The sequence below is a fragment of the Pararhizobium sp. A13 genome, assembly GCF_040126305.1.
GTDB lineage: Bacteria > Pseudomonadota > Alphaproteobacteria > Rhizobiales > Rhizobiaceae > Pararhizobium.
The window spans coordinates 1,347,580-1,373,422 of sequence record NZ_CP149511.1 but is presented as its reverse complement, the minus strand read 5'-3'; the positions used below and the strand labels follow the sequence as shown (position 1 = coordinate 1,373,422).

General features: G+C 60.0%; 21 protein-coding genes. 12 read left to right on the top strand and 9 right to left on the bottom strand.

Annotated elements, in window-relative coordinates:
* The first annotated feature begins 85 nt into the window (after positions 1 to 85).
* The 12 genes from WI754_RS28135 (at position 86) to WI754_RS28080 (ending at position 13,068) form a co-directional block, all read left to right on the top strand.
* Positions 86 to 1,687 (top strand): ABC transporter substrate-binding protein, encoded by a 1,602-nt coding sequence (locus WI754_RS28135; protein WP_341487253.1) that lies wholly within the window; start codon positions 86 to 88, stop codon positions 1,685 to 1,687.
* 15 nt (positions 1,688 to 1,702) lie between these two features.
* Entirely contained in the window at positions 1,703 to 2,731 is a 1,029-nt protein-coding gene (locus WI754_RS28130) for an ABC transporter permease (protein WP_341487252.1), read from the top strand.
* 107 nt (positions 2,732 to 2,838) lie between these two features.
* Positions 2,839 to 3,630, top strand: coding sequence for an ABC transporter permease (locus WI754_RS28125; RefSeq protein WP_341488031.1), 792 nt, complete (start codon positions 2,839 to 2,841; stop codon positions 3,628 to 3,630).
* A complete protein-coding gene (locus WI754_RS28120; RefSeq protein ID WP_341487251.1) occupies positions 3,617 to 4,465 on the top strand; it encodes an ABC transporter ATP-binding protein in 849 nt (282 codons plus the stop codon). Before WI754_RS28125 ends, WI754_RS28120 begins: the two co-directional genes overlap by 14 nt.
* Entirely contained in the window at positions 4,462 to 5,199 is a 738-nt protein-coding gene (locus WI754_RS28115) for an ABC transporter ATP-binding protein (protein ID WP_341487250.1), read from the top strand. Before WI754_RS28120 ends, WI754_RS28115 begins: the two co-directional genes overlap by 4 nt.
* A gap of 167 nt (positions 5,200 to 5,366) precedes the next feature.
* A complete protein-coding gene (locus tag WI754_RS28110) occupies positions 5,367 to 5,996 on the top strand; it encodes a response regulator transcription factor (RefSeq protein WP_341487249.1) in 630 nt (209 codons plus the stop codon).
* Between the two features lie 179 nt (positions 5,997 to 6,175).
* Positions 6,176 to 7,366, top strand: a complete 1,191-nt coding sequence (locus WI754_RS28105; protein ID WP_341487248.1) for an aminotransferase class V-fold PLP-dependent enzyme — start codon at positions 6,176 to 6,178, stop codon at positions 7,364 to 7,366.
* A gap of 23 nt (positions 7,367 to 7,389) precedes the next feature.
* Positions 7,390 to 8,331 (top strand): CoA ester lyase, encoded by a 942-nt coding sequence (locus WI754_RS28100; RefSeq protein ID WP_341487247.1) that lies wholly within the window; start codon positions 7,390 to 7,392, stop codon positions 8,329 to 8,331.
* 12 nt (positions 8,332 to 8,343) lie between these two features.
* Positions 8,344 to 9,528 carry a malate--CoA ligase subunit beta gene (locus WI754_RS28095; protein WP_341487246.1) on the top strand — a complete coding sequence of 395 codons (1,185 nt, stop codon included), beginning with the start codon at positions 8,344 to 8,346 and terminating at the stop codon, positions 9,526 to 9,528.
* A 13-nt stretch (positions 9,529 to 9,541) separates the two neighbouring features.
* Positions 9,542 to 10,441, top strand: a complete 900-nt coding sequence (gene sucD, locus WI754_RS28090) for a succinate--CoA ligase subunit alpha (RefSeq protein ID WP_341487245.1) — start codon at positions 9,542 to 9,544, stop codon at positions 10,439 to 10,441.
* Positions 10,442 to 11,413, top strand: a complete 972-nt coding sequence (locus WI754_RS28085) for a D-glycerate dehydrogenase (protein ID WP_341487244.1) — start codon at positions 10,442 to 10,444, stop codon at positions 11,411 to 11,413.
* 83 nt (positions 11,414 to 11,496) lie between these two features.
* On the top strand, positions 11,497 to 13,068 hold the full coding sequence (locus WI754_RS28080; RefSeq protein WP_341487243.1) for a BCCT family transporter: 1,572 nt from the start codon (positions 11,497 to 11,499) through the stop codon (positions 13,066 to 13,068).
* 174 nt (positions 13,069 to 13,242) lie between these two features.
* On the opposite strand, the gene WI754_RS28075 is transcribed toward WI754_RS28080, so the two are convergent.
* The 9 genes from WI754_RS28075 to WI754_RS28035 all read right to left on the bottom strand — a co-directional run bounded on the left by WI754_RS28075 (position 13,243) and on the right by WI754_RS28035 (position 25,465).
* The gene (locus WI754_RS28075) at positions 13,243 to 14,007 is read right to left on the bottom strand and encodes a DUF3313 domain-containing protein (protein ID WP_341487242.1); all 765 of its coding nucleotides are present in this window, start codon (positions 14,005 to 14,007) and stop codon (positions 13,243 to 13,245) included.
* Between the two features lie 145 nt (positions 14,008 to 14,152).
* Entirely contained in the window at positions 14,153 to 15,322 is a 1,170-nt protein-coding gene (locus WI754_RS28070) for a patatin-like phospholipase family protein (RefSeq protein ID WP_341487241.1), read from the bottom strand.
* Positions 15,323 to 16,117: 795 nt separating this feature from the next.
* Positions 16,118 to 16,738: an isoprenylcysteine carboxylmethyltransferase family protein gene (locus WI754_RS28065; protein ID WP_349438027.1), complete on the bottom strand. Its 621-nt coding sequence runs from the start codon at positions 16,736 to 16,738 to the stop codon at positions 16,118 to 16,120.
* 690 nt (positions 16,739 to 17,428) lie between these two features.
* Positions 17,429 to 18,844, bottom strand: coding sequence for a HAMP domain-containing sensor histidine kinase (locus tag WI754_RS28060; RefSeq protein WP_341487240.1), 1,416 nt, complete (start codon positions 18,842 to 18,844; stop codon positions 17,429 to 17,431).
* Positions 18,841 to 19,596 (bottom strand): response regulator, encoded by a 756-nt coding sequence (locus WI754_RS28055; RefSeq protein ID WP_341487239.1) that lies wholly within the window; start codon positions 19,594 to 19,596, stop codon positions 18,841 to 18,843. Before WI754_RS28055 ends, WI754_RS28060 begins: the two co-directional genes overlap by 4 nt.
* 158 nt (positions 19,597 to 19,754) lie before the next feature.
* Complete coding sequence (locus WI754_RS28050; protein WP_341487238.1) at positions 19,755 to 22,832, bottom strand: efflux RND transporter permease subunit; 3,078 nt, start codon at positions 22,830 to 22,832, stop codon at positions 19,755 to 19,757.
* Entirely contained in the window at positions 22,829 to 23,929 is a 1,101-nt protein-coding gene (locus WI754_RS28045) for an efflux RND transporter periplasmic adaptor subunit (RefSeq protein ID WP_341487237.1), read from the bottom strand. Before WI754_RS28045 ends, WI754_RS28050 begins: the two co-directional genes overlap by 4 nt.
* Positions 23,929 to 24,231 carry a hypothetical protein gene (locus WI754_RS28040; protein ID WP_341488065.1) on the bottom strand — a complete coding sequence of 101 codons (303 nt, stop codon included), beginning with the start codon at positions 24,229 to 24,231 and terminating at the stop codon, positions 23,929 to 23,931. Before WI754_RS28040 ends, WI754_RS28045 begins: the two co-directional genes overlap by 1 nt.
* Before the next feature lie 373 nt (positions 24,232 to 24,604).
* A complete protein-coding gene (locus tag WI754_RS28035) occupies positions 24,605 to 25,465 on the bottom strand; it encodes a MipA/OmpV family protein (protein WP_341487236.1) in 861 nt (286 codons plus the stop codon).
* Positions 25,466 to 25,843 lie beyond the last annotated feature (378 nt).

Sequence of the window (25,843 nt, the reverse complement as noted above, 5' to 3'; positions counted from 1 at the left end):
TTGCAAGCGTCCGTCACTTAACGTAAGTCATATGATGAGATACGAATGATGCGTTAACGTTAGAAGTATCAGAAGTGGAGGAATTATGAAATCTTTTTGGAAGCCCATCAGCCTGGCGCTGGCCGTTTCGCTGTTTGCAACGCATGTGCCGATGGCGCTCGCGGCCACACCGGACGACCAGCTGGTTATCGGCACGTCGCTCGTGCAGGTCCTGTCGCTGGACCCGCAACAGGGTGTCGATGCAAAGACAGTCGAGATTCTGACGAACACCTATGATCGTCTGGTCTATACCGACAATCAAAATGGCAATGCCATCGCACCACAGCTTGCGGAAAACTGGGATATCGCCGACGACTCGATCACCTTTCATCTGCGCGAAGCCAAATTCGCCTCGGGAAACCAGGTGACCGCGAATGACGTCGTCTTTTCGCTCGTGCGCCTTCTCAAGCTTGACCAGGCCTCCGCCGCCAACTTCAAGACCGCGGGGTTCAGTGCGGACAATATCGAAAGCATGGTCTCGGCGGTCGATGAGCGGACATTCCGCATCCAGGTTCCGAAAACGGTCGTCCCTGAAGCATTGCTCTACCGGATGTCGATGGGCGTCGCCAGCGTCGTCGATAGCGTCGAAGTGCTGAAGCACGTCAACAATGGCGACTATGGAAATGAATGGCTGCGGACCAACACCGCGGGATCCGGGCCGTTCACGCTGCGGCGTTGGACGCCCAACGATCTCGTGATGCTGGAGGCCAATAAGGACCATTGGGAAGGCGTGCCGACTCTCCGTCGTGTGATCATGCGTCATGTTCCCGAAAGCCAGGCTGCCCGGCTCATGCTGGAGCGCGGGGATATCGATATAGCCAATGCGCTCAGCGCGTCCGACGTCGGTTACTTCCAGAACAAGGACGGGTTCGCCCTCGATCGCGTTCAGACGGGCGGATTTTACGTGTTGTCCATGAACGCCGGCCGTGAAGAGCTTGCCAAGCCCTTGGTCCGCAAGGCGATCGCCAACAGCATAGATTACGCCGGCATCGAGAAAACGATCGTCGGTGCCTATGGCCAGGTTCGCAACGTACCTGTCCCGGCCGATTGGGTAGGCGCCATTAAAAATCCGGACTGGGGTTTCCATCCTGAAGAGGCGAAAAAGATGCTTGCCGAGGCAGGCTATCCCAATGGGTTCGATCTGACGCTCAAGGTCGTTTCGCAGGCCCCCAGGGTTGATATGGCAACGGCCATTCAGGCCAATCTGGCCGAAGTTGGCATCCGGGTGACGATCCAGCAGGGCAATGGTGCGGATATCGTCGCTGCGCATCGGGCACGGGATTTCGATCTTCTTATCCCGCAAACATCCGCCTACATGCCGACCGCCCTCGGCGCGCTGGATAATTTCGCCTACAACCCGGACAACTCGGCAGAAGCGAAAAACGCCGGCAATTTCGTCTGGCGTTCCGCATGGGATATTCCTGAGATCAGTGCATTGCGCGATAAGGCCAATGCTGAGCGGGACGATGCGCAGCGGCAGGAGCTGATCACGGAAATCCAGGAGAAGTTCGTCACGGCAAGTCCTGCTGTCCTGCCGATGTTCGAACGTTTCGAGCCGATTGCGCTCAGCGCGCGCGTCAACGGCTATAGCGGCCACCCCATGGGCATGTCGCGGCTGAACAAAGTCACCAAATCAGACGCACAGTAGGTCGAGTGGCCGATCATGCAAGAGTTTAACCTGAAAGAGCTCGGCAAACGAGCGGTCCAACTGCTCGTCAGTCTGTTCGTGCTCCTGACAGTCACCTTCGTGATCGGCCGCGTTCTGCCGGCGGATCCTGTCGGCGCAATCGTCGGCGAACTCGCCGACCCCGCCGCGTTCGAGGCCATGCGTCAAAGGCTTGGCCTCGACCTGCCGCTCTATCAACAGTTCTTCCTGTATGTGAACGCGCTGCTGCACGGGGACCTGGGGACGGCGGTTCTAACCGGAAATCCCGTGGCACGGGATTTGGCGTCGGCCTTTCCGGCCACGCTGGAACTCGCCACGCTCGCGGTCATCATCTCGACTGTCGTCGGTGTCCCCCTGGGCATGGCAGCGGCCATCTTTCGCGACACCCTGATCGACCAAATCGCCCGTGTTGTCTCGCTTGTCGGACATTCCATTCCGGTTTTCTGGTTCGGCATCGTCGGCCTCGTCATCTTCTATGCCGGTCTCTCCTGGGTCGGTGGGCCGGGTCGGGTCGAGACCTATCTTGAAGGCCTCGTCGAACCGAAAACCGGATTGCTGCTGATAGACAGCCTGCTGGCCGGAGACACGGAAGTGTTCTGGAGCGCGGTCAATCACATCATCCTGCCCGCCTGCATCCTGGCCTATTCGGCGATGGCTTACATCACGCGCATGACGCGCAGCTTCACGCTCGAGCAGCTAAACCAGGACTATGTCATCGCCGCCCGCGCGAAAGGTGCGTCCAGCGGCCGTATCGTCATCGGGCACATTCTTCCCAATATCGCCGTCCAGCTGATCACCGTCCTTGCCATTTCCTACGGCAGCTTGCTTGAAGGTGCCGTGGTCACGGAGATCGTCTTTTCCTGGCCGGGCATCGGCCAATACATGACCAATGCCCTTATGATCGGCGACATGAATGCCGTGGTTGCCGGGACACTGATCATCGGCCTGATTTTCATGGTGCTCAACTTTCTGGCCGACCTGGCCTACCTGTTTCTTGATCCCCGTACCCGCGAGGCCACCTCATGACCGAAGCGAAGACGATTGACCGACCGAATGCGCTGCATCAGAGCGCTGGCCGTGCCTACGGGTCGCTTCACAAAAGCATCGACAAGCTGACACGTGAACCTTTGGGTATGCTCGGGTTTGCCGTGCTTGCGATCCTGGTCCTCGTGGCGATATTTGCGCCCTTGATTGCGCCCTATAGTCCCATCACTCAGAATCTGCCGCAGGCGCTTCAGCCGCCAAGCTGGGCCCATCTGGCGGGCACGGATGAATTTGGCCGCGATATTCTCTCGCGCCTTATTCACGGTGCAAGGATCACCATTCAAACCGTGCTGGCCGTCACCGTCATCGTGGGGCCTGTCGGCCTGATTGTCGGGGTGGTCGCCGGCTTTGTCGGCGGCAGGACGGACGCCATCCTGATGAGAGCCACCGACATTGTCCTGTCCTTTCCCTCGCTTATTCTCGCGTTGGCTTTCGCCGCCGCCCTCGGGGCAGGGTTGGGAACGGCGATCATCGCGATCTCACTGACGGGCTGGCCCCCGATCGCCCGGCTGGCGCGCGCGGAAGCGCTGATTGTCCGCAATACCGACTATGTCGCCGCAGCCCGTCTCTACGGGGCGTCGCCAATGCGTCTGCTGCTTCTGTATATTGCGCCCATGTGCATTCCTTCGGTCGTTGTCCGGCTGACGATGAACATGGCCGGGATCATTCTCACTGCCGCCGCGCTCGGCTTCCTTGGCCTCGGCGCCCAGCCTCCGGCGCCGGAATGGGGAGCCATGATCTCAAGCGGACGGAAGTTCATGATCGACAACTGGTGGGTTGCCGTGATGCCGGGGATCGCGATCCTCCTGACCAGTCTTGCTTTCAACCTGGTGGGCGACGCCCTCCGCGACCTTCTGGATCCGCGCCATGCCCGTTCCTGATAGCACCAGCATTTTGACCGTCCGGAATCTGAACGTGAACTTTGCGCGAAGCACGCTCAAAGCCGTGGACGGCGTGACCTTTACACTGGGCGCAGAGCGGCTCGGCATCGTCGGGGAGTCCGGTTCGGGTAAATCCACTTTGGGCCGCGCCATCATGAAACTCTTGCCCAGTTCGGCAAAAATCGACGCGGAGGCCTTGGAATTCGCAGGCACATCACTCGGCAAGGCGTCCGAAAAACAGATGCGGGGACTGCGCGGCAACGAGATGGCGCTGATCATGCAGGATCCCCGCTACTCGCTGAACCCGGTGCTGTCGATCGGCCGCCAAGTCGCCGAAGCCGCCAAGCTCCATCTCGGCCTGAGCAGAGGCGAAGCCTACAAGGTTGCAGCCAGAATGCTGGAGCGTGTGCGCATCGCCGATGTGGAGCGGACGATGCGCCTCTATCCACACCAGATCTCCGGCGGGATGGGGCAGCGCGTCATGATCGCCATGATGCTGCTTGCCAAGCCCCGCCTTGTCATCGCCGACGAGCCGACCTCGGCTCTCGATGTCAGCGTGCGCGGCGATGTCCTCAAACTGCTGGATGAACTCGTGACTGAAAACAACTCCGGCCTGATCCTGATCAGCCATGATATCAGGATGGTTGCGGCCTTCTGCCAGCGCATCCTCGTGATGTACAGGGGCCGCATTGTCGAGAGCCTCATCAAACTGGAGGAGGCGAAGCACCCCTATACCAGGGGCCTTATCGCCGCGATGCCCAACCCCCGCCATCCAGTCAGAAGACTTCAGGTACTGGACCGAAAGTCCATCGACGCTGCGGAGGTAGGGCCGTGATCGAAGTCGAAAAATTGCAGGTCGCTTTCGGCAAGAGCGCCAATCTCAAGCAGGTCGTCAAGTCGGTGTCCTTTGCCGTCGCAAAGGGTGAAAGCCTCGGGATCGTCGGTGAATCCGGCTGCGGCAAATCCACTGTGTTGCGCTCGCTGGCTGGTTTGGATCGTCATTGGACAGGGCGCATCAGCCTGGCTGGCCAGACAGTCGACAAGAACCGGACCACCGAACAGTTGCTGCTGGCACAGATGGTGTTCCAGGATCCCTATGGTTCGATCCATCCTCGCCACCGCATCGAGCGGGTGTTGGCCGAACCGCTGCGGGCGATGAAAAAGGGCTCCGGCTGGGACCGCGTGCCTTACGCCCTCGAGCGGGTTGGTCTACCGGTCAGCTTCGCCGAGCGCTTTCCGCACGAATTGTCCGGTGGCCAGCGCCAGCGTGTCGCCATTGCGCGCGCCCTCATGCTGGAGCCGAAAATCCTCTTGCTCGACGAGCCCACTTCCGCGCTTGACGTTTCCGTGCAAGCCGAGGTGCTGAATCTCCTGAGCGATCTGCGCGAACAACAGGAACTGACCTATGTTCTGGTCAGCCATGACCTCTCGGTTATCGCCCATATGTGCGACCGTGTTCTGGTGATGAAGGACGGTACCTTTGTCGACGAACTGGACAAGGCGGATTTGGAAGCGGGACGCACGCATGCGTACTACTCGTCGGTTTTGTTTCAGTCGAGCTTTCTGTGACGAACCGAGGGCCTTGTGTGGAATGCTGCAATGGCACTCAAGTGAACAGCGGAGGCGTTTTAGGACAAGTTTCGTCGCTCGACGATGAAACGTGAGTGATTTCTGATGTTAGTGTTCAGCCCGCGTTGGATAGATCCGCATCGACGGCATACGGCGCAGGGAGGCACATGTCGCAGGATGGAGGAGGCCGGGTTCTGATCGCGGAGCGCAATCCATTGGTGATTGCCGCTCTTCGTGGACTTTTCTCGGAAAATGCCAGGTTTTCCATCACCGATACGGCGCGGACATCCGCCGAACTCTGTGAGAAGCTGGCCATCATCGAAACCGATTGCGTGCTGCTCTCCTGGCAGCTCGAAGATGCCGAGGCTCCGGATGTGCTGGCGGATATCGGCCGTCTGGGTTTCGATCCGAAAATCGTGCTCTTTGCCGATACCAATAACCCTTCCATGGTCAATGAGACGATCCGGCTCGGCGTGAACGGGCTTTGCTACCAGTTCGAAGACCCGGAAATTCTCTTCGCAACCCTCACCGCCGTGATGAAGGGTCGGATCTGCATTCCCTACACGGTGCTCTCGAAAATCTCCAACACGCCCTTCCAACAACTCACCGCGCGCGAGACGGAACTGCTCGGTATGCTCGCCAACGGCTGGTCGAATACCCAGATCGCCAGCCGCACCGGCATTTCCGAGAATACGGTGAAATACCACCTCAAGAATCTCTACGACAAGCTCGAAGTGCGCAATCGCGCCATGGCGGTTGCGCTTTACGCCAAGGAGCGCCGGCGCAACTCGGCTTGAGACTACCTGCGGGTAGGCCAAGCCCTACCCATCCTTCCCAGCAACCACCCATCTGGGCCGCGCTCGCGCTGCCCGTCAGGCATTCTTTTCTGCCTGAGCGAGTGTTGTGCGGACATGGCCGGAAAGGCAGTTTTGGCGCCGAGGAACAGTCTGCCCGCGGACACCGCATCGGAGGAACCATGCCAGGTTACAATCATCTCTTCATTCCCGGCCCCACCAACATTCCCGAACAGGTTCGCCAGGCGATGAACCTGCCGATGGAAGACATGCGCTCCCCCCGCTATCCGGAGCTGACATTGCCGCTCTTCGCCGACGTCAAGAAGGTCTTCAAGAACCAGAACGGCCGCGTCTTCATTTATCCCTCGTCCGGCACCGGCGCCTGGGAAGCGGCAATGACCAACGTGCTTTCACCCGGCGACCGCGTGCTGATGAGCCGCTTCGGCCAGTTCTCTCATCTCTGGGTCGACATGGCCGAACGTCTGGGCCTCGAGGCCGATTGCCTCGACATGGAATGGGGCACGGGCGTACCGATCGAGCTCTATGCAGAGCGTCTCGCCGCCGACAAGGCGCACGAGATCAAGGCCGTCTTCGTGACGCATAACGAAACCGCGACCGGCGTGACCTCTGACGTCGCGGCCGTCCGTACGGCACTCGACGCCTGCGGCCATCCGGCGCTGCTCTTCGTCGATGGCGTTTCCTCGATCGGCTCGATCGATTTCCGCCAGGACGAGTGGGGTGTCGACTGCGCCGTCTCCGGTTCGCAGAAAGGCTTCATGCTGCCCGCCGGCCTTGGTTTCCTCTCGGTCAGCCAGAAGGCGCTGGAGGCGGCGAGGACCTCCCGTCACATGCGCTGCTACTTCTCCTTCGAGGACATGATAAAGACCAACGACACGGGCTATTTCCCTTATACGCCGCCGACACAGCTCCTGCGCGGCCTGCGTGCCTCGCTGGACCTGATCTTCGAAGAAGGCCTCGAGAATATCTTCGCCCGACACCATCACCTCGCCAACGGCGTCCGCGCCGCGGTCTCAGCCTGGGGCCTTAAGCTCTGCGCGACCGAGCCGAAGTGGCACTCCGACACCGTCTCGGCGATCCGTCTGCCCGAAGGCGTCGATGGCGTCGAGGTCATCCGCCAGGCCTACCGGACCTACAACACTTCGCTCGGCAGCGGGCTTAGCAAGGTGGCGGGCAAGGTGTTCCGCATCGGCCATCTCGGCTCGCTCAACGAGGTCATGGTGCTCGGCGCGCTTTCCGCCGCCGAACTCACGCTGCTCGATTGCGGCGTGAAGATCGAGCCCGGCTCGGGCGTGGGTGCGGCGATCAACCAGTTCCGCTCCGCCGCCCCGACGACAACCGCCAAGGCAGCCTGAAGAACAAGTAGGGGAGGGAATTCATGAGCCATACGATAAACCATCTGCGCCGGTTGCGGCTGCAGCGCAGCGAACTCGCCGTGCCGGGCTCGAACCCGGATATGATCGAGAAGGCGGCCAATTCGGATGCCGACTACATCTTCCTCGACATCGAGGACGCCGTGGCGCCACCGGACAAGGAGCGTGCCCGCGCCAATATCGTCGCAGCACTGAACCAGATCGACTGGCGCGGTCGCGGCAAAACCATCTCCGTCCGCATCAACGGGCTGGACACGCACTACATGTACCGCGACGTCGTCGACCTCATGGAAAAGGCCGGCGACCGGATCGATACGCTGCTGGTGCCGAAGGTCGGCGTGCCCGCCGATCTCTACATGGTCGAGGCCATGGTCAACCAGATCGAGATCGGCAAAGGCTACAAGACTCGCGTCGGCCTTGAGGCCCTGATCGAGACCGCGCTCGGCATGGCCAATGTCGAGGCGATCGCTGCTTTCGGCGGCAGGCTCGAGGCCATGCATTTCGGCGTCGCCGACTACGCCGCGAGCCTCAAGGCCCGCACGGTTAATATCGGCGGCCTCAACCCTGATTATCCGGGCGACCAGTGGCATTTCGGCCTGTCGCGCATGACGGTCGCCTGCCGTGCCTATGGCCTGCGCGCCATTGACGGCCCCTTCGGCGATTTCTCCGATCCCGAAGGCTACAAGGCGGCCGCCCGCCGTGCCGCGGCCCTCGGCATCGAGGGCAAGTGGGCCATCCATCCGAGCCAGATCGCTCTCGCCAACGACATCTTCTCGCCACCCGAGAAAGAGGTCGATCGCGCCCGCCGCATCATCCATGCGCTGAAGGTTGCCGAAAGCCAGGGCAAGGGCGCCGCCTCGCTCGACGGCAAGATGATCGACGCCGCTTCCGAGCGTATGGCGCGCAACGTGCTCGCCACACATGAAGCCATTACTGCCGGCCGCTGAGAGGAGGAAGACATGGATATCCACGAATACCAGGCCAAGGAACTTCTCTCCCGCTACCAAATCCACATTCCGCGCGGCGGGCTGGCATACAGCCCCGAACAGGCGGCCTATCGCGCGAGCGAGATCGGTGGCAACCGCTGGGTTGTGAAGGCGCAGATCCATTCCGGCGCGCGCGGCAAGGCGGGCGGCATCAAGCTCTGCTCCTCCGACCATGAGATCGTCGAGGCTGCCGACGCCATGCTGGGCGCCAAGCTGGTGACGCACCAGACTGGACCGCAGGGCAAGCTGGTCAGCCGCCTCTACATCGAGGAGGCGATGGACATCGAACGCGAGATCTATCTCGGCTTTGTGCTCGACCGCAAATCCGAGCGTATCATGATCGTCGCCTCGTCCTCGGGCGGAATGGAGATTGAGGAGATCGCGGAGGCCGAGCCCGACTCCATCATTCGCGCCACCGTCGATCCCGGCGTCGGCATGCAGGACTTCCAGGCCCGCGAGATCGCATTCGGGCTGGGCATCGACAATGCCCTGATCGGCCGCGCCACGCAGACGCTGCTCGGCTGCTACCGCGCCTTCGTCGACTATGACGCCGCAATGCTGGAGATCAATCCGCTGGTCGTGACCCGCCGCGGCGACCTCGTGGCGCTCGACGCCAAGATGAGCTTCGACGAGAACGCGCTCTTCCGACGGCCGCATATTGCCGAGATGCGCGACAAGAGCCAGGAAGACCAGCGCGAGACCTTCGCGTCCGACCGCGGCCTCTCCTATGTCGGTCTCGACGGCAATATCGGCTGTATCATCAATGGTGCGGGGCTCGCCATGGCGACCATGGACATGATCAAGATCGCCGGCGGCGAGCCCGCGAACTTCCTCGATATCGGCGGCGGCGCCTCGCCCGAACGCGTGGCGAAATCCTTCCGCGCCGTGTTGCGCGACAGAAACGTCGAGACGATCCTCGTCAACATCTTTGCCGGCATCAACCGCTGCGACTGGGTCGCCGAGGGTGTGATCAAGGCGTTGAAGGAAGTCGGCGTCCCGGTCCCGCTCGTCGTCCGGTTGTCGGGGACCAACATGGAGGAGGGCCGGCGAATCCTCGCCGAGTCAGGCGAAGATATCATCGTTGCGGAAACGCTTGCGGAGGCTGCCGACAAGGCCGTTGGCGCGTGGCGCGCCTTCGCCGCAAACAAGGCTGCTTGAGGGAGATCGAGACATGTCCATTCTACTCGACAAGAATACCCGCGTCATCGTGCAGGGCTTTACCGGCAAGATCGGCAGCTTCCACGCCGAGGACATGAAGCGCTACGGCACCAACGTCGTCGGCGGCGTCACTCCCGGCAAGGGCGGCCAGAGCCATCTCGGCATGCCCGTTTTCAACACGGTGAAGGGCGCCGTGCAGGAAACCGCGGCGGACGCCTCGATCGTGTTCGTACCGCCGCCCTTCGCGGCCGATTCCATCATGGAAGCGGCGGATGCCGGCATAAGGCTCTGCGTCTGCATCACCGACGGCATTCCCTCCCAGGACATGATCAGGGTCAAGCGATATATGCGGCGCTACCGCTTCGAGGATCGCATGACCCTGCTCGGGCCGAACTGCGCAGGCATGATCACGCCCGGCGAGGCGATGATGGGCATCATGCCGGGCTCAATTTATCTGCCCGGCCGCATCGGCATCGTCGGCCGCTCGGGCACGCTCGGCTATGAGGCCGCGAGCCAGATGAAGGCGCTCGGCATCGGCGTGTCGACCTCGGTTGGCATCGGCGGCGACCCGGTCAACGGCTCGTCCTTCAAGGACATGCTGGAGCTGTTCGAAAAGGATCCCGGCACGGATGCGGTGCTGATGATCGGCGAGATCGGAGGCCCGCAGGAGGCGGAAGCCGCGCTCTGGGCGCGTGACAACATGAAGAAGCCGCTGATCGCTTACATTGCCGGCCTTTCGGCCCCGAAGGGCCGCCGCATGGGCCATGCCGGCGCAATCATCTCCGCCTTCGGGGAATCGGCCCAGGAGAAGGTCGAGATCCTGAAGAGCGCGGGAGTGACCATCGTGCCGACGCCGTCCTCCTTCGGCGAAACGGTGGCGAACGTGCTGTCGGTGATGAGCAAGGCTGCCTGAATGGCAATGCCTCGCGTGCTCGTGACCCGGCGTTGGCCGGAAGACGTGGAACGTGTGCTTGCCGCGCGTTTCGACACCACATTGAACGAAAATGATCGTCCTCTCACCGAGGCGGAATTCGTCTCGGTGATGAAGGGCTATGACGCAGTGCTGCCGACGGTGAGCGACCGTCTTCCGTCCGGACTTTTCGATCAACCGGGTCTTCGCACGAAGGTCCTCGGCAATTTCGGCGTCGGCTTCAATCACATCGACGTCGCCGCTGCGAAGTCGGCCGGCATCGTGGTCACCAACACGCCGGGCGTGCTGACCGACTGCACCGCCGACCTCGCGCTGACGTTGATGCTGATGGCCGCCCGCCGGGCCGGGGAAGGTGAGCGGCAATTGAGATCCGGTGAATGGAAGGGCTGGTGCCCGACACATATGCTGGGCAGCCAGCTGAGCGGCAAGGTGCTCGGCATCATCGGTATGGGACGGATCGGTAAGGCCACCGCCCGCCGCGCCCATTTCGGCTTCGGCATGAAGATTGTCTTCTTCAATCGCTCTGATGTCGATGACGACGAGACGCGGGCAATGAAGGCGCAGCAGATGAAGTCGATCGACAAGGTGATGGCCGCGAGCGATTTCGTCTCGCTGCACTGCCCCGGCGGCGCCGGGAACCGGCATCTCGTGGATGCGCGGCGGCTCGCGTTGATGAAACCGGGTGCATACGTCATCAACACGGCGCGCGGCGATGTCGTCGATACTCCAGCCCTCGTCGAGGCGCTGACGTCACGGTCGATCGCGGGCGCCGGGCTCGATGTCTATGAGGGCGAGCCCGCCATTCCCGCTGGGCTGGCCGACATCGAAAATGTAGTTCTCCTTCCGCATCTCGGCAGCGCGACATCAGAGACGCGGACAGCTATGGGCATGAAGGTGGTGGAGAACATCACCGCCTTCTTCGACGGCCTCGATCCGCCGGACAGGATCGCATGAGTGGGCAGGCCGCCCGCGGGAGCGCGCGTATCTATTGAACATCCAAAGGGAAGCGTCACCACATAAATCTGGAGGGATACAGCATGTCGGCTACAGACAGATTGCGAAGCATAGATCCGGCGGTATTCTGGCCGGCCATAGCGATAACGGCCGGGTTCACCTCATGGGGAGCGGTGGCCCCGCAGAGCCTCGCCTCGGTCACCCAAGCTATTCTTTCGGCGATCATCAACGGTTTCGGATGGGGTTTTGTTGTCTCGACCGCGTTGTTCCTGGTCTTTGCCGGGTTCCTGGCGATCAGCCGTTTCGGCAAGATCAGGCTTGGGGCCGATGACGAACTTCCGGAATTCCGGACGGTTTCGTGGGTATGCATGATGTTCAGCGTCGGCATGGGCATCGGCTTGATGTTCTGGGGCGTTGCCGAGCCAGTTTTCCATTTTGGCGCACCGCCGCACGGGCTGGCGGTTGCGCAAACCAAGGAAGCTGCGCTGGTCGCGATGAAATATTCCTATTTTCATTGGGCGCTGCACCCCTGGGCGATCTATGCAATTGTCGGGCTGGCGATCGCCTACTTCACCTACCGCAAGGGCTTGCCCATCCTGATCTCAAGCGCATTCACCCCCTTGCTCGGCAGGGCGGTCAACGGACCGATCGGTAAGACGATCGATATTCTCGCCGTTATCGCCACGCTGTTCGGCACGGCGACATCGCTCGGCCTTGGCGCACAGCAGATCAACAGCGGTCTGAACTTTCTCTGGGGAACCGGCGAGGGGACAGGCATTGCCCTTACGATCATCGCGGTGCTGTCGGTTCTGTTCATCCTTTCGGCGGTGTCCGGTGTCGGCAAAGGCGTTCAGTTCCTGAGCAACATGAACATGGTGGTCGCCGCCGCGTTGCTGCTGTTCCTGGCCATCGTCGGACCGACCATCTTCATCCTCAACACCTTCACCGAAGCGCTTGGCGACTACCTGGCCGATCTCGTCACCATGTCATTCCGCACCGCTGCCTTCAGCGACGGCAAATGGTTGGGCAGCTGGACGATCTTCTACTGGGCCTGGTGGGTTTCCTGGGCGCCTTTCGTCGGCGTCTTCATTGCGCGCATCTCCAAGGGGCGGACCATCCGCGAATTCGTTATCGGCGTTCTGCTCATTCCGAGCGGCGTAACCTTCCTCTGGTTCACCATCATGGGCGGCACCGCTCTGCACTCCGAACTGATGGGGGTCGGCGGCCTTGTCGAGGCGGTCAACAATCAGGGTGCCGCCATCTCGCTGTTTGCCCTGCTCGAACAATATCCAGCAACTGCGCTCACCTCGTTCGTCGCGATCTTTCTTGTCGCCATCTTCTTCATCTCGGGAGCGGATGCCGCCTCAATAGTGATGGGCATGCTGTCGTCTCGCGGCACGCTTGAGCCCGCGCGCGGCGTCGTCGTCCTCTGGGGCGTCCTTGCTGGAGCGTCGGCCTGCGTGTTGCTGGTGATGGGAGGCCTGGAGGGCCTGCAGACCGCGTCGATCATCGCGGCAGCGCCCTTCCTCGTGGTTATGGTCGGACTGTGCATCTCCCTATGGATGGCGCTGTTGGACGACCTCGAAGGGCGCAGCGAGCCGGCGCCTCCGCTGCCCGAAGGCCCGTCATTGGCCGCAGCGGTTGCGGCTGAGTAGGTCGCCGCGGTTCCATCCAACGCCCAACAAACCGCACCTGAAAATGACCTTCAGGTGCGGTTTGTGCGGGGAGCGTGCGCCCGTAAGATCCACCCGATCCCGCTTTTCATCCTGACCAACGCGAGGACGGCGGATACGCGAGATCTTCCGCAACAGCGAGCAGTGAGAGGCGCTCTATTGGCTCTGTGCCGGACGCTGTTTGTCGGTCCAGGACGGCGGCATCCCGACCTGAGAGGCTGCGAAGTCCATCAGACCGGGCGAGCGGCCAAATTTCTCGCAAGCAGGGTATTTTGGCTTTCCACCAAGACCGGACTTGATTCTCTGCGTAGACGGGATTTTCGGGAGCCCCTTGAAGGGCGTTTTGCCGGTGACGAGCATCTTGGAAAAATCACTGCCGAAGCTCGCCGCAAGCGAATAGGCGTCTCCAATTTGCGAAACGCGCGCACTGGTGGTCACGAAGTTCGCTCCCTTGGCCCATACCATCGCGCCTACTTGCTTGCCGTCCCTCGTGGTGGCTTCCGCCTCGACGGACAGTCCACCAAGCCCCATGGGCAGCCTCGGAACGGGTACAGGAACGACGAAGTTGGCTCCGAGCGACGTCGCAGTCGACAGACCGGCCACCGTGGCATTGGTCGGCACGATCTGGGTGATGGTTGCGTGAACAACGAGATCCGCATCCTCTTTCCTCTCCACGACCTCGAAACGATCGCTGACGCCAACGCAGAGGGCGCGGCTGATCACATTCGCCACTAAGGCTTGATCGGAAGATTTCTTGATGGATTGCGCGGCGGCGCCTGAAACCTTCGTTGGCTCGATGTAGATCGTTCTGGTTGCACCGAGATCGCTTGAGGCGACTTTATACTTTGCCTTGGTCAATCGCCCGTTGTTTGATGTCAAACCGTCATAGGATGTCAGCGAATTTGCCTGTTCAAGCGGCACGGCGGCGCAACCTCCAACGATCGACAAAAGCGACAAAGAAAGAAGAGCGGATGCAATCGGTCGATAACACGGTTGGACGCCTGCCAAGCCAAGGCGGGAATGTGACATTTCGTTCTCCTGTTGGGTGGAGGGAAGGCCGGTGCGGCTATCGCCACTGCGCTGTCTGTGTGGCTGCGAGCGTGTCGGTGAACGAAGGCCTGTCTTTCCACAGGCTGTCGCTCGCCATTTTCGCATATCCGAGATTGTAGACTGCACGCATGTAGTTGGTGTTGAATGGATCGGTCATGTTGTAGGCGACCTGCGTATCGATCGAAGCCACACGGAACCGAATGCCGTTCTTTTGGGCATAGACGTAAGTGGCCACCAGCGCGCTACGTGTCTGTGCCTTGATGAGGGAGGAATTCGCCCTGGCCATGACTGTAAACGTGTTGTTTGTCGTGGTTGAAAATTCAGACATGAGCGCGTTGTTGATGATAATGTACATGTTTAGCTTCACGCCCTTGGGCCACTCGACCTTGTCCGAATTGGCCATCCATCCCTCCGGAATCGTCAGGATTTGGGAGGCCGACCCCCCGTCGGAGTGCATTTCCTCAAACGACTGATCGCCTGATTTTGCTTTGATGAGCACCGCTGGATAAAGGCCGGGGATGCTTGCCGAGGCGATGATAATGTCCTGGAAGAGTTGTAGCGCGTCGGGCCGGCCGCTGTCGGCGATGGCGCCCATGTTCCAGATCACCGCTCTTTGGGAATCGAGGTTCGAGGTCAAAACAAGCAGGCGCCGTCCCTTGCGATGCTCCGCAGCGATTTTCGACACTACGTCATGCGTCAGGTACCGTTCGACCATTGTTCGAAGCGGCTTTTGCTTCAGGAGGCTTGCGCCCAGCAGACCCTGAGGCAGGAAATCTGCATCAACCAACTCCTTGGCAACGCCGCTTGTGTACAGGTCGACGAGGATGTGGTCATAGGCCGAGCCAAGAAAGGCGTAAGGCGCAATCAGCGCACCCGTGCTGACGCCGCTGACGATGTCAAATTCGGGCCGCTGTCCCCTATCCGACCAGGCCTTTAGCGCCCCGACGCTAAACGCGCCTCCGGCGCCGCCGCCCGACAACACGAGGTAGTTGATTTCCTTGTGTCTCGGGATTGGCAGCCACGCACGCGCCTCGGGCAGATTCCGGCTCATATCCGCATAGGTACGGATATCGCCAAACCCCTCGATACTGGCGGTCGCGGCGGCCTTCGGCCCATAGGCAATGCGGTCCGGCGCCATGCAGCCAGCAAGAAAAGCCAGTATGAAGATGGCTATCACTCGATGCACGGCTATCGCCTTGTGCCGGGCGACTGTCTGGAGGAAACGCTAAAGTCTCCACCGACCGTACAGCAGACATCCGCGCATGCTGCTTGCGGACTCCATAATGGTCCGATCGTCCGGCGCTGCGAACCCACCAGATAGCCTTTGAAATTCACTGCAATCTTCCTTCGAAATCGTATCTGGCGGCATTAATTCAGGTTCGTCTTTGCCTTGGATTTTTTTTTGTTAAGAGTTGTTGCTCGTCCGCGGCCGACATCCCATTGCAGAAGACCAGCCACCTCACGTGTTGCCGCGGTCAGTTCGCTATGCCTGTGGCGCAATGACCCCGTACTCCGCTAAATGTGCCGGCAGTACATTCCGGAAGATTGCGGGGCAGGCCTCATACGCCGCCGCACGTTTTCTGCCCATGAACCGCATCGATGGTCGGATGGCGGCTTCAACCATCGCCGCATCGATCTCGTGCCGTTTGACGGCGGCTTTGCATGGGCGGATGGCAAAGATCGGATTTCTTGGCCAAACTTCCCGATCTCGCGCGGACTACATAAAAGTCTTCTTGAAGATTAATGGTTGAACTGGCCGGACTTGGGCTGAGCCCGGCCAGTTTACCTCGGACAAATTGGGGCCCATCCGCCCGAGATAGACGACGGCAGGGAGCATGCCTTGCGAAGACCTTGAATGCCCTAATAGGTTCGCGACATCCGGTCGCTATCGAACCCTAAGTCAGTTGGAATGCCCCGGTACTTAGATCGATCCCTGTCAATTAAACTCAGTTGTCAAACCTTCGGGTTCGCCAACGCCTTTTCAAAAGGGAAGACGAACAAGAACCGGCAGGACTCCATTGCTTTGTCCGGCTTCGATGAGCTCAAAGACCGGCCACGGAATAAGGAAAATAGAACCATCCCGTAGCGTCCTGAGAAAGTTTCGGGGTTTTATTTCCAGTTCGTTCGTGTCGCGCCAGAGAGATGGCTGCGGAAGCAACCGTGGTGTCGAAGCCAGATAGTCTTGAAAGACTGTCCCAAAACGTTCCTGCAGGAACTTTTCTTCCTGGGCGATGGTTGCCGTAAAGACGACGTGGGCTGTCGCGACGAAAATTAGCATCGCCAAAATGCTGCCCGTTTGCGCCCCGATACCGGCAATCCCCACCAGACTGAAGAAGTAGAGTGGATTGCGCGTTACAGAATATGGTCCGTCCATGACCAAGGTGACACTTTTCCTTCCGCCCACGTACAGTGTCGACCACATGCGCCCGAAGATTGCTACAAATGTTGCGATGAGACCTGCCGAAGCCAAAATCGTGTGAGCGACGCCATCGGTCGGCCAAGACGACTGACTGATACAAACACCGCCGAAATATAAGAATGCGAGACTGCGAAGGATGTTGATGCGAGTGAGTTGGACAGTGGAAAGCGAAACATTGCTCACTGGTCTGCCTCAAAAGCTAGCCGCTCTCTAGCAGTGCCCGTGGCTTCTGGTGCCGAGGCGTAGCGGTCGTCCAATTGGCTAAACCACCACCGGATCCCGATCCAGGGACCGACAGAGTATGAACCAAGAGCACCTACAACAGCGCTGGCGGTGGTGAAAACACGTCGCAAAACAAGGTCACTGACGCCTGACGCTCCCATTCCGATTGCTGGGAGCAGAACATAGGACGGCAGGACAGGAAGAGACTTGCCGACAAGCGAGGCGAGGAAGACGCTACTGAGGTCAATCGATTCCAGCAGCTTGTCAATCGGTTGGCCGGGGCAGGCAAGCCTTGGTCGCCTCGCCTTCTGGCAAGCGGATGAGATTGCGGTGGACATGGCGCGCTCCTGAGGGCTGAAGTTTCGCTTACCCAGATAGGCGGAAGACGTATTTCTGTGTTTTAAGACTTGTTAAGTTATGCTGTGGCAATCAGGGGGGTGAATAACATAAATTCCGGTTGTTGATGGTGGCCATGGGAAACGGTCGGCAGACAACAAGTTGGGGTACGTCCGTGAAGGGGGCCATCCTTCGTAGGAATGGTTTTCTGCATGCTCGCCGATGTGACGAGAGCAACGGCTGCCACCTCGTTTGTCGGCCGAACGGTTCCCGTGAGATTGAGTTACCTTGCCACCGAACCGGTCATACGGTCGACTACCTCTCCTTGGCGAGAGCCTTTCGACCGAGAGCTTCTCCTTTGGCAGCGGGCGCCATGCTGGTTTGGTGTTGAACAACCTGAGCCGGCGGCAATTGTATTGTCACTCGCAGACCATGCGGCAATATGTTCTCAAGTAACAGCGAGCCACCGTGGCCCTTTACGACTTCGTCCGCAATCGAAAGCCCCAGTCCAAAACCACTGTTGGAATCTAGTGACCGGGCCTCGTCGGCCTTGAAGAAGGGCTCCAGGACTTTGTCCTGGAGCCCTTCTTCAAGGCCGGGGCCATTGTCGCTCACAATGATTACCGCTCCACCTTGCGAACTATTGCGCAATTCGACAGCTACCTTCGTGCCGAACCTTACCGCGTTCTCCGCGATATTGGTGATAGCGCGTATGAGAGCTTTTTGTTGACACAAATATCCAAACCGCTCAGGTCCGCAGTAAATCACTTCGTGCCCGAGATCACAAAATTCCGACGCGATAGTCCGCAGGAGACTTGAAATATCAACCTTTCGAAGCGGTTCGACTGTAGCAGTGCTACTTAAATACTGAAGGCTTTCCTCGATCATAGTGGTAAGGTTGTCGATATCCGCCAGCATCGCTTCCCTTGACGCGGGGTCTTTCGAGCGCTCCACACGCATTCGCAGTCGTGTCAGAGGCGTCCTTAGATCGTGGCTCACGGCCGTCAGCATCCGTGTGCGATCATCGACCATTTTACGAATACGGTGACGCATATTGTTGAGCGCCATCGCAAGCGTGCGGAGTTCCTTGGCGCCTTCGGCGGTGAACTGTTCTTCTTCGCTGCCGTCGAGGCGCAGTCTCTTTGCCGCGTCGGCAAAGCGAACGAGAGGCGACGTGATCATGCGACTTATATAGAGCACCAGGAGGAGCATCGGCAGCATCAGGATGTTGGCTTTGGCGATGAACTCGACGACTGCGCTGAAAGATGAGGGGGAAACATCGGCACCGGCGAACCCGATGACGAGAGCACGCAGCGCGTCAAGGCGCACGGCAATTGTACTGTGTCCCTCGCCATCCGAAGTGTTTTCAAGAACTACCGCTTCAAAACCGGCAGGCAAGACGCCGCCCTGAAGTTCATCCGAGATGAGATGGTCATCCGTTTGACGCGCCCCTTCGCTACTGACATCGCTCCAGGGCAGGAGCTTCAATTCGAGACCGCCGGAGGTGCTGGCCCTCACCAGATTGTCGACTTCGACGTCATTTCTGGCACTTCTGACTTGGTTCACAAGCAACTCGATTTGAGCGCCTTTGACCATAAGCATTTTTTCATTTTGGAAAATGAACGGCTCAGGTAGAACCGCAATGATGCAGATAACAATCAACGGAACAGGAATAGATGCGAACACCATGAATTGTGTTCGTATGGACGCCTTGCGGAAGCGATCAATCATGATGCTATCGCAACCTCCGGAGTGAAGACATACCCGCCCAGGCGCACAGTTTTGATGAATGTCGGCTCCTTGTAATTCGGTTCGATTTTCTGCCGGACACGACTGACATGTACGTCAATGCTGCGTTCAACAGGCCCTGCAGAGCCTGCGTGGGTGAGGGCAAGTATTTCCTGGCGGTTCATTACCTGTCGGGGGTTCTGGCAAAACACCAACAGCACATCAAACTCCGCCGTCGTGAGCGACACATGAAAACCGTCACGGTCAGTCAATTCTCGGGTGACCGGGTCAATCCGCCAGCCAGCAAACGTCATCGGTTCCTGCTTTGGCTTGACTTGCACTGAATACGACGATCGGCGCAGGAGTGCCTTTATTCTCGCCAAAAGCTCCCTGGATTTAAACGGTTTTGTGACGTAGTCGTCGGCACCCAATTCCAATCCAACGACCCTGTCTATCTCTTTGGTTCGCGCGGTAAGCATGAGGATGGGTATTGTATCAAACGACCTGATTCTCCTGCATATGCTGAAACCGTCCTCACCTGGCAGCATTCCATCCAGGACGATAAGGTGGAAGTCCTTCTTTTTTAGAACGCGGTCCATTTCAATCGCCGATCCGACTGCCTCGGCGGCGTAACCTGCCTCCGTCATCAGATCGATCAGCATGCTCGCGATATCCCGATCGTCCTCGACGACGAGGATTCGAGATGAAGCTTGAGTAGGAACGTTGCACACGATGTTATTCATAGGCTTGGCCATTTGTGTCGGAATCCCGATTATTAGTTAGCCCGTTTCGCAGCATGGTTGTCAGCAACAATTGTGTTTAATTTTGTTGCTGCGGTTCCACCACAGACTCCTTCGAACAAACACCCGCTGCGTTGAAACCGGCGTTTACCCGTCCACATCTGCTGAGGACATCACGTGTTCCTTTGCGAGAGGACAACCGTTTCACGACGGAACATCCGCTTCAAAAGCAGCAGGAAGTCGTCGACGAAGGTAAATATGACGGGGATAACGACGAGGCTGAGTATAGTGGAAGTGATCAGACCGCCGATGACGACGATCGCCATCGGTTGACGGAAGCTCGCATCTCCGCCGCTGAGGCTCAGGGCTACGGGAAGCATGCCGCCGCCCATGGCGATCGTCGTCATGACGATCGGGCGAGCGCGCTTGTGGCATGCGTCGACCAGAGCGTCGAAGCGTGAGAGACCGGCGCGTCGCGACATGATCGCGTACTCGACCAGCAGAATCGAATTCTTCGTCACCACACCCATCAGCATGAGGAGGCCGATTACCACCGGCATGGAGAAGCTCGTGCCGGTCAGCACCAGCGGCAGCAGGGCGCCGCCCAGCGACAGCGGGAGCGCCATGAGGATCGTTAGCGGCTGGAAGAAATCATGGAAGAGCAGGACCAGCACGGCATAGATGCAGAAGACGCCGACCGCCATTGCGATGGCGAAGTTGTCGAAAAGCTCGGAGCTGCGCTCCAGTTCGCCCTGCTCGACGAGCTTGACGTCGTCCGGAAGGTTCTGGAGGGCAGGCAGCGCCTGCACTTCGCGATAGACGTCGCCAAGGATGCGGCCGTTGAGCTCGACCGACAGCGTGACGTTTCGCGAACGGTCGATGCGGCTGATCTCCGACGGGCTGCCGCCGATACGGATCTCAGCCACCGAGCCGAGATCGACGCTCCCCCTGGCACCGGCAACGCGGAGATTGGCGATGTCGCCGAGTGTCGTCCGGTTGCCGGGATCGAACCGGACGCGGATGGGAAGCTGGCGCTGTGGCAGGTTGAGCTTGGCGAGCGATGAAGAATAGTCTCCGCTCGTGTCGACGCGAACCGCCTCGGAAATCGCTTCTGACGTGACACCGAGGGCGGCGGCGCGGTCGAGGTCCGGGATGATCTGGACTTCCGGGGCCTGCAGGGAGGCACTGGAGGTCACCGCGCCGATGCCCTGGAGGGTGCGCAGTTGCTCTTCGAGTGCGCCCGCCGCCTGGTCAAGTGCATTGGAATCGTCACTGGCGAGCGTGATTTCCAGCGTCGTACCGTTGCCGCCGGTGTCCACCTCGATCCTGACGCCCGGGAGAACGGCGAGCGCCTGCCGGATGTCGTTTTCGATCTCGGCCTGCTTGCGGTTGCGTTCGCCGATCTTCTTCAGATCGACGACGAGCGAGGCGGTCGCCGTATCGATGGTCATGGAGGAATCGATCAGGTCATCCGACGAGGCGCTTCCGACGGCGGAGAACACGCGCGTGATGTCCGGCAGGCCGGAAACGATATCTGCCGCCCGCCGCGTGATCGCGTCCGTTTGTTCGATCGAGCTGCCGGGCTGCAGCGTCAGAGTGACCTGCGTCTGTGAATCGTCCGAAGGCGGCAGGAAACCGGCGCTGAGCATGGTAATCGTCGAGAGCGAGAGCCCGAGGAATATGCAGACGCCGAGGATGGTCAGCTTGCGATAGCACAGGCAGTTTTTGACGAGGGCCATATAGGCGCGCATGATACGGCCGTCCCTCAACTCGATGGGATGCGCCTTCATCATGTGGGCGGCCATCATCGGCGTCAGCAGGCGCGCGACGACCAGTGAGGCAAGAACCGCCACGGCTGCCGTCACGCCGAACTGGCGGAAGATCAGGCCGGGAATACCGCTCATGAAAGCGGTCGGCAGAAAGACCGCGACGAGCGTCAAGGTCGTGGCGATGACGGCAAGGCCGATCTCGTCGGCAGCTTCGAGCGCAGCCTGCTTCGGCGGTTTGCCCATTTGCAGGTGACGCGCGATGTTCTCGATCTCGACGATTGCATCGTCGATGAGGATGCCGACCACGAGCGAGAGCGCGAGCAGCGTCACCGTGTTGAGACTGAAATCCGCCAGATACATCACAAGGAAGGTGGGGATGACCGAGAGCGGCAGCGCCACCGCCGAAAGAAAGGTCGCCCGCCAGTCGCGCAGGAAGAGCCAGACGACCACGATCGCGAGGATTGCGCCCTCGTAGAGCATGTGCATGGAGCCGTCGTAGTTTTCAATGATTGGCCCGACCGTGCTGTAAGCCTCGACGATCTCAACATCTGGATTGGCGGCGGCAAAGTCCTGCATGGCCGCTTCGATGGCGGCCGCGACGCCCGTATCCGAAAAGCCGTTCGATCGTTTGACCTCGACAGCGATCACGGGTTCGCCATCGAGATAGGCGATTGACGAGCGATCCGCAAAACTGTCCGTTACCTTGCCGATTTCGTCCAGCCGCACCAGCTCACCACTGGGAAGGGGTATTGCGAGTGACTTCAATTGCCTGATCGAGGAAACCGCGCCGAGCGTGCGGATCCCCTGCTTGGCTCCACCGATCTCCGCCCGGCCGCCCGACGTGTCCGACTGCACCGATTTTAGCTGCGAGGAAACGGTTGCAGCGCTAAGGCCGAGCGCGCTCATGAGCTCGGGGTTGAGGTCGATATGCACTTCACGCTCGATGCCACCGGTCCGGCTGACCTCGCCGACGCCGGATACGGAGAGCAGGGCCTTCGTCATGTTGTTGTCGACGAACCAGGAGAGCTCCGTCTCGTTGAGGCGGGCGGAGCGCACTGCATAGGTGAGGAGAGTGGAACCCTGCACTGTCACCTTGGTCACGCCCGGCGCCTGCATCTCGGAGGGCAGATCGCCGCTCGCGCTTTCGACGGCATTGCGCACCTCGTTCAGCGCTTCCTCACTGTCCTTTCCCAACTGGAACGAGACATTGATGGAGACCGATCCGTCCGTGACCGTCGTCGTGATGTGGTCGAGGAGGTTCAGCGAGGCGAGCCTGTCCTCGATCTTGCGCGCGACTTCCGTTTCGAGTTGGGCCGGTGCGGCACCTTCAAGCGAAGCGCTCACCTGGATCGTCGGCAGGTCCATGTCGGGAAAATTCTGCACCGCGAGCCGGTCGAAGGTGATGAGGCCGCCGACGGTCAGCAGGATAAACAGCAGGATGGCGGGAACCGGATTGCGGATTGACCAGGCGGAAAAGTTCATCGCGATTCTCCCTCTTCGAGCTGGACGAGCGCGTCTCCCGTCACACGGACGAAGGCCTTGTCCGAAAGGAAAGCGCCGCCAGTCATCACGACCTCGGTCGAGCGGTCGAGGCCTGAGAGGATTTCCACTTCGCTGCCATTGCGGCGGCCGGTTTCCACACGAACGCGTGACGCACGCTTGTCTGCATCCACGGTGAAGACGTAAGCGATGCCGTCACGCAGGACGAGCGCCGTCTCGGGCACGGTGAGAGCCGCCGTGATCTCAAGCTCGATCTGGCCGGTAACGTAAAGGCCGATGGGCGGGTGCGCCTCCGCCGGCAGTGCCACATAGGCGAGCGCCCGTCCGGTATCGGTGCTGACCGTCGGTCCGACAAGCCGAACGGTTCCTTTGACGCGTCGGTCACCAGGACCTACGATCGTGGCGGTCAGACCTTCCCTGATGCGAGGCAAATAGCGTGCAGGCATTTCCGCCTGCCATTCGACGCGCTGCTGGCGAACGAGGCGGAACAGTTCCGTGCCGGAGGAGACGACGGCGCCGAGCTGGGCCGAGCGGGATGTGATCAGCCCGTCGTCGGCGGCCAGGATAGTCGTCTGGGCCAGTTTGATCTTCTGGCTTTCCAGCAAGGCTTCAGCAGATTCGACACCCGCGATCGCCGTCCGTTCGGCGATCAGATATTCGTTGATCTTCTCGTCCGAAAGCGCGCCGCTTCCCTGCACCTTGCGTGCCCGGTCGGCATTTGCCCTGGCCTTGGCGAGGTCGGCCCTGGCGCTTGCCAGCGCGGCCTCTTCCTTACGCAGCTCGGCGCGTACCGCCTGGTCGGCAAGCCGAACGAGGGCCTGACCCTTCGAGACGACCGATCCGACATCGACAAGGACATCGGTCACACGCAGGCCATCGATTTCCGCGGCGATGACCGCTTCGTGCCAGGGCTTCAGCCAGCCGCTGGCCGGTACCGTTTCGGGCCATCGGCGTTCCGCAGGCCTTGCCACGGCGACGGTAAGCGCTGCTGCCTCGTTCTGTCGCGCGAGCACAGGCTCTGACGCGGAAACAAGATTCACGCCCAGGAAAATGGCAGTAAGAAGGGGTCTCGCTCGCATCAGAGCTGGTTTCCTTGTGATTGTTTTATTCCAGGGGCATCACCACCGCGTGCCTTGTAGAGGGCGATCCAGTAGCGCACCGAGTCGCAGAGGATCTCGATGCGCGAGACCTTGGCCGAGTACGCCGAACGCCGGGCGTCGCGGTCGAGGAGGCTCGCGCCACCCGCCTTCCAGTTGGGCGTTGAAATAGGCACGGTGTTGCGCGCCGCGACCGTGGCGTCGCCGACGGCAGTGCAGCCCGAGACGATTCGGCAGGCCGCAACGCTGCCGATGCCGACGATTCTACGATAAGCCGCTTTCATCGCTGTACTCACAATCCCGCACTTCGAGCACGGGATGTAGCGGATCGAATGTGAGGTGGGGTCAAAGATCGGTTAAGATAGATTAAGTTTGATGTCAGGTAGGGCGCATAGCACTTCCCCGGCCACAGTCATTAGTCGTGGTTCCTGTCCGGGACAGTTGGGCCGGCCGCTCCACACCCACGCAACCGGATTGCCTGTTCGCCGGGGGAGAAAGACCACAATGCAGGTTTGAAGTCCGGTCCGATCAATATGAGGATCGGGATCGTGTTGTGCCCGGCACAGCAAACCCGCCTATCCCGATGCAGAGACCGAGTACAAGAAACCACCGCCAACGAGAAAGGATGTCAGGGCTTTGCTGCGCCTTACCGGGCTCCTAGAATTTGTAACCGACGATCAGCATCGCAGATGGCTGCACGTCGTTCTGAACGATCGGGCTGTCCTTCGCGTCGCCAGTCAGAAAGCCGACACCTGCCTGGCCGCGGACAACCCAGTTTTCCGTCGCCATGTAGGTTACGGAGGCCTCGACATCGAAGCGCTTGAGCCCGGCGCTTGCCTCATATTGCCGCAACCCCGATCGTGCAGACTGGGCAGCGGTTACCCCAAAGTAGCTCTCCATATGATTGTCGTCGGCAATTGTGGCGGAGGCGCCTGCAGAAAGGATAAAGCGGTCATAGTGATGCGAGACATTTGCTCCGAGCTCACCGACCAGACCGTCGCTGCCGCCAATCGTCTTGTCGACAGAAGCATAGAATTCCACCGGCCCTAATTCATACGAGAGCTGCGCTCCGACGACAGCTCCAGCGTCGATGTCACCTAGACCTCTCAGGTGATCGGAATCATCTTCATCGCGCCCACCGCCGTAACCGCCCTTGACCAAGAACTTAAAACCGTTGGACTTCAGCACATCGACTGTCAGTCCGCCCGGATCAATGGTGACGCGATCACCGAAGGTTGCGGAGATCATAGGAATGGGGACGAGTTCGAACTCGTCCGATCCTTCGAATTTGGGCGCATATATGGCTCCGGCGCCGACCATAACATCCCAGTCGGAAAGCTTCTGGCGTATGCCACCGAACCGTCCTTTGTCGAAGTTCGCTGTCGCGGGGATAGCGGCCTCTTCACCCTCGTAAGGGTCGGCGGCCCGTGCCTGGGTTAGGGGGCAAGCAACTACCGCGAGCCCCGCAGCTATGGCGACACGCCGCGGACGGCTAAAATGGGACTTGGTCAATGACATTCGAATTGGCTCCTGGGGTCCGATAGAGAGTTTTCAACGCGTGCAAAGTGTGAAAGCCCGACGCGCCGGTCTCTCGCGGCCGCACTGTCCCAGACGACGTCGTTAACTTGGGTTTTGTGATGTTAAGAAATGTTGCCCAGGTCGATGCCGCTGACCCGCGGCCTAGACGGCCAAATTTTGCGTCCGCCCCTAACAGAACGAAACAAAGATTATGCGTGAGGAAGAGTACTCATTGGCAGCAGTTCGCGCAGTTTACCGCTGAGTGCGCAGAGCAACTGCCAGACATCCGATGACACATATACGAAGGGAACCGATGGTCGGCAGGCCAGTCTGTTGCCCGATTGTGCAGGAGACGATGTGGGACCCATGCCCTTGTGC

Coding starts and splice junctions, on each gene's coding strand:
- WI754_RS28135 (WP_341487253.1), top strand. CDS start 86: ATGAAATCTTTTTGGAAGCCCATCAGCCTGGCGCTGGCCGTTTCGCTG.
- WI754_RS28130 (WP_341487252.1), top strand. CDS start 1,703: ATGCAAGAGTTTAACCTGAAAGAGCTCGGCAAACGAGCGGTCCAACTG.
- WI754_RS28125 (WP_341488031.1), top strand. CDS start 2,839: ATGCTCGGGTTTGCCGTGCTTGCGATCCTGGTCCTCGTGGCGATATTT.
- WI754_RS28120 (WP_341487251.1), top strand. CDS start 3,617: ATGCCCGTTCCTGATAGCACCAGCATTTTGACCGTCCGGAATCTGAAC.
- WI754_RS28110 (WP_341487249.1), top strand. CDS start 5,367: ATGTCGCAGGATGGAGGAGGCCGGGTTCTGATCGCGGAGCGCAATCCA.
- WI754_RS28105 (WP_341487248.1), top strand. CDS start 6,176: ATGCCAGGTTACAATCATCTCTTCATTCCCGGCCCCACCAACATTCCC.
- WI754_RS28100 (WP_341487247.1), top strand. CDS start 7,390: ATGAGCCATACGATAAACCATCTGCGCCGGTTGCGGCTGCAGCGCAGC.
- WI754_RS28095 (WP_341487246.1), top strand. CDS start 8,344: ATGGATATCCACGAATACCAGGCCAAGGAACTTCTCTCCCGCTACCAA.
- sucD (WP_341487245.1), top strand. CDS start 9,542: ATGTCCATTCTACTCGACAAGAATACCCGCGTCATCGTGCAGGGCTTT.
- WI754_RS28085 (WP_341487244.1), top strand. CDS start 10,442: ATGGCAATGCCTCGCGTGCTCGTGACCCGGCGTTGGCCGGAAGACGTG.
- WI754_RS28080 (WP_341487243.1), top strand. CDS start 11,497: ATGTCGGCTACAGACAGATTGCGAAGCATAGATCCGGCGGTATTCTGG.
- WI754_RS28060 (WP_341487240.1), bottom strand. CDS start 18,844: ATGATTGATCGCTTCCGCAAGGCGTCCATACGAACACAATTCATGGTG.
- WI754_RS28055 (WP_341487239.1), bottom strand. CDS start 19,596: ATGGCCAAGCCTATGAATAACATCGTGTGCAACGTTCCTACTCAAGCT.
- WI754_RS28050 (WP_341487238.1), bottom strand. CDS start 22,832: ATGAACTTTTCCGCCTGGTCAATCCGCAATCCGGTTCCCGCCATCCTG.
- WI754_RS28045 (WP_341487237.1), bottom strand. CDS start 23,929: ATGCGAGCGAGACCCCTTCTTACTGCCATTTTCCTGGGCGTGAATCTT.
- WI754_RS28040 (WP_341488065.1), bottom strand. CDS start 24,231: ATGAAAGCGGCTTATCGTAGAATCGTCGGCATCGGCAGCGTTGCGGCC.
- WI754_RS28035 (WP_341487236.1), bottom strand. CDS start 25,465: ATGTCATTGACCAAGTCCCATTTTAGCCGTCCGCGGCGTGTCGCCATA.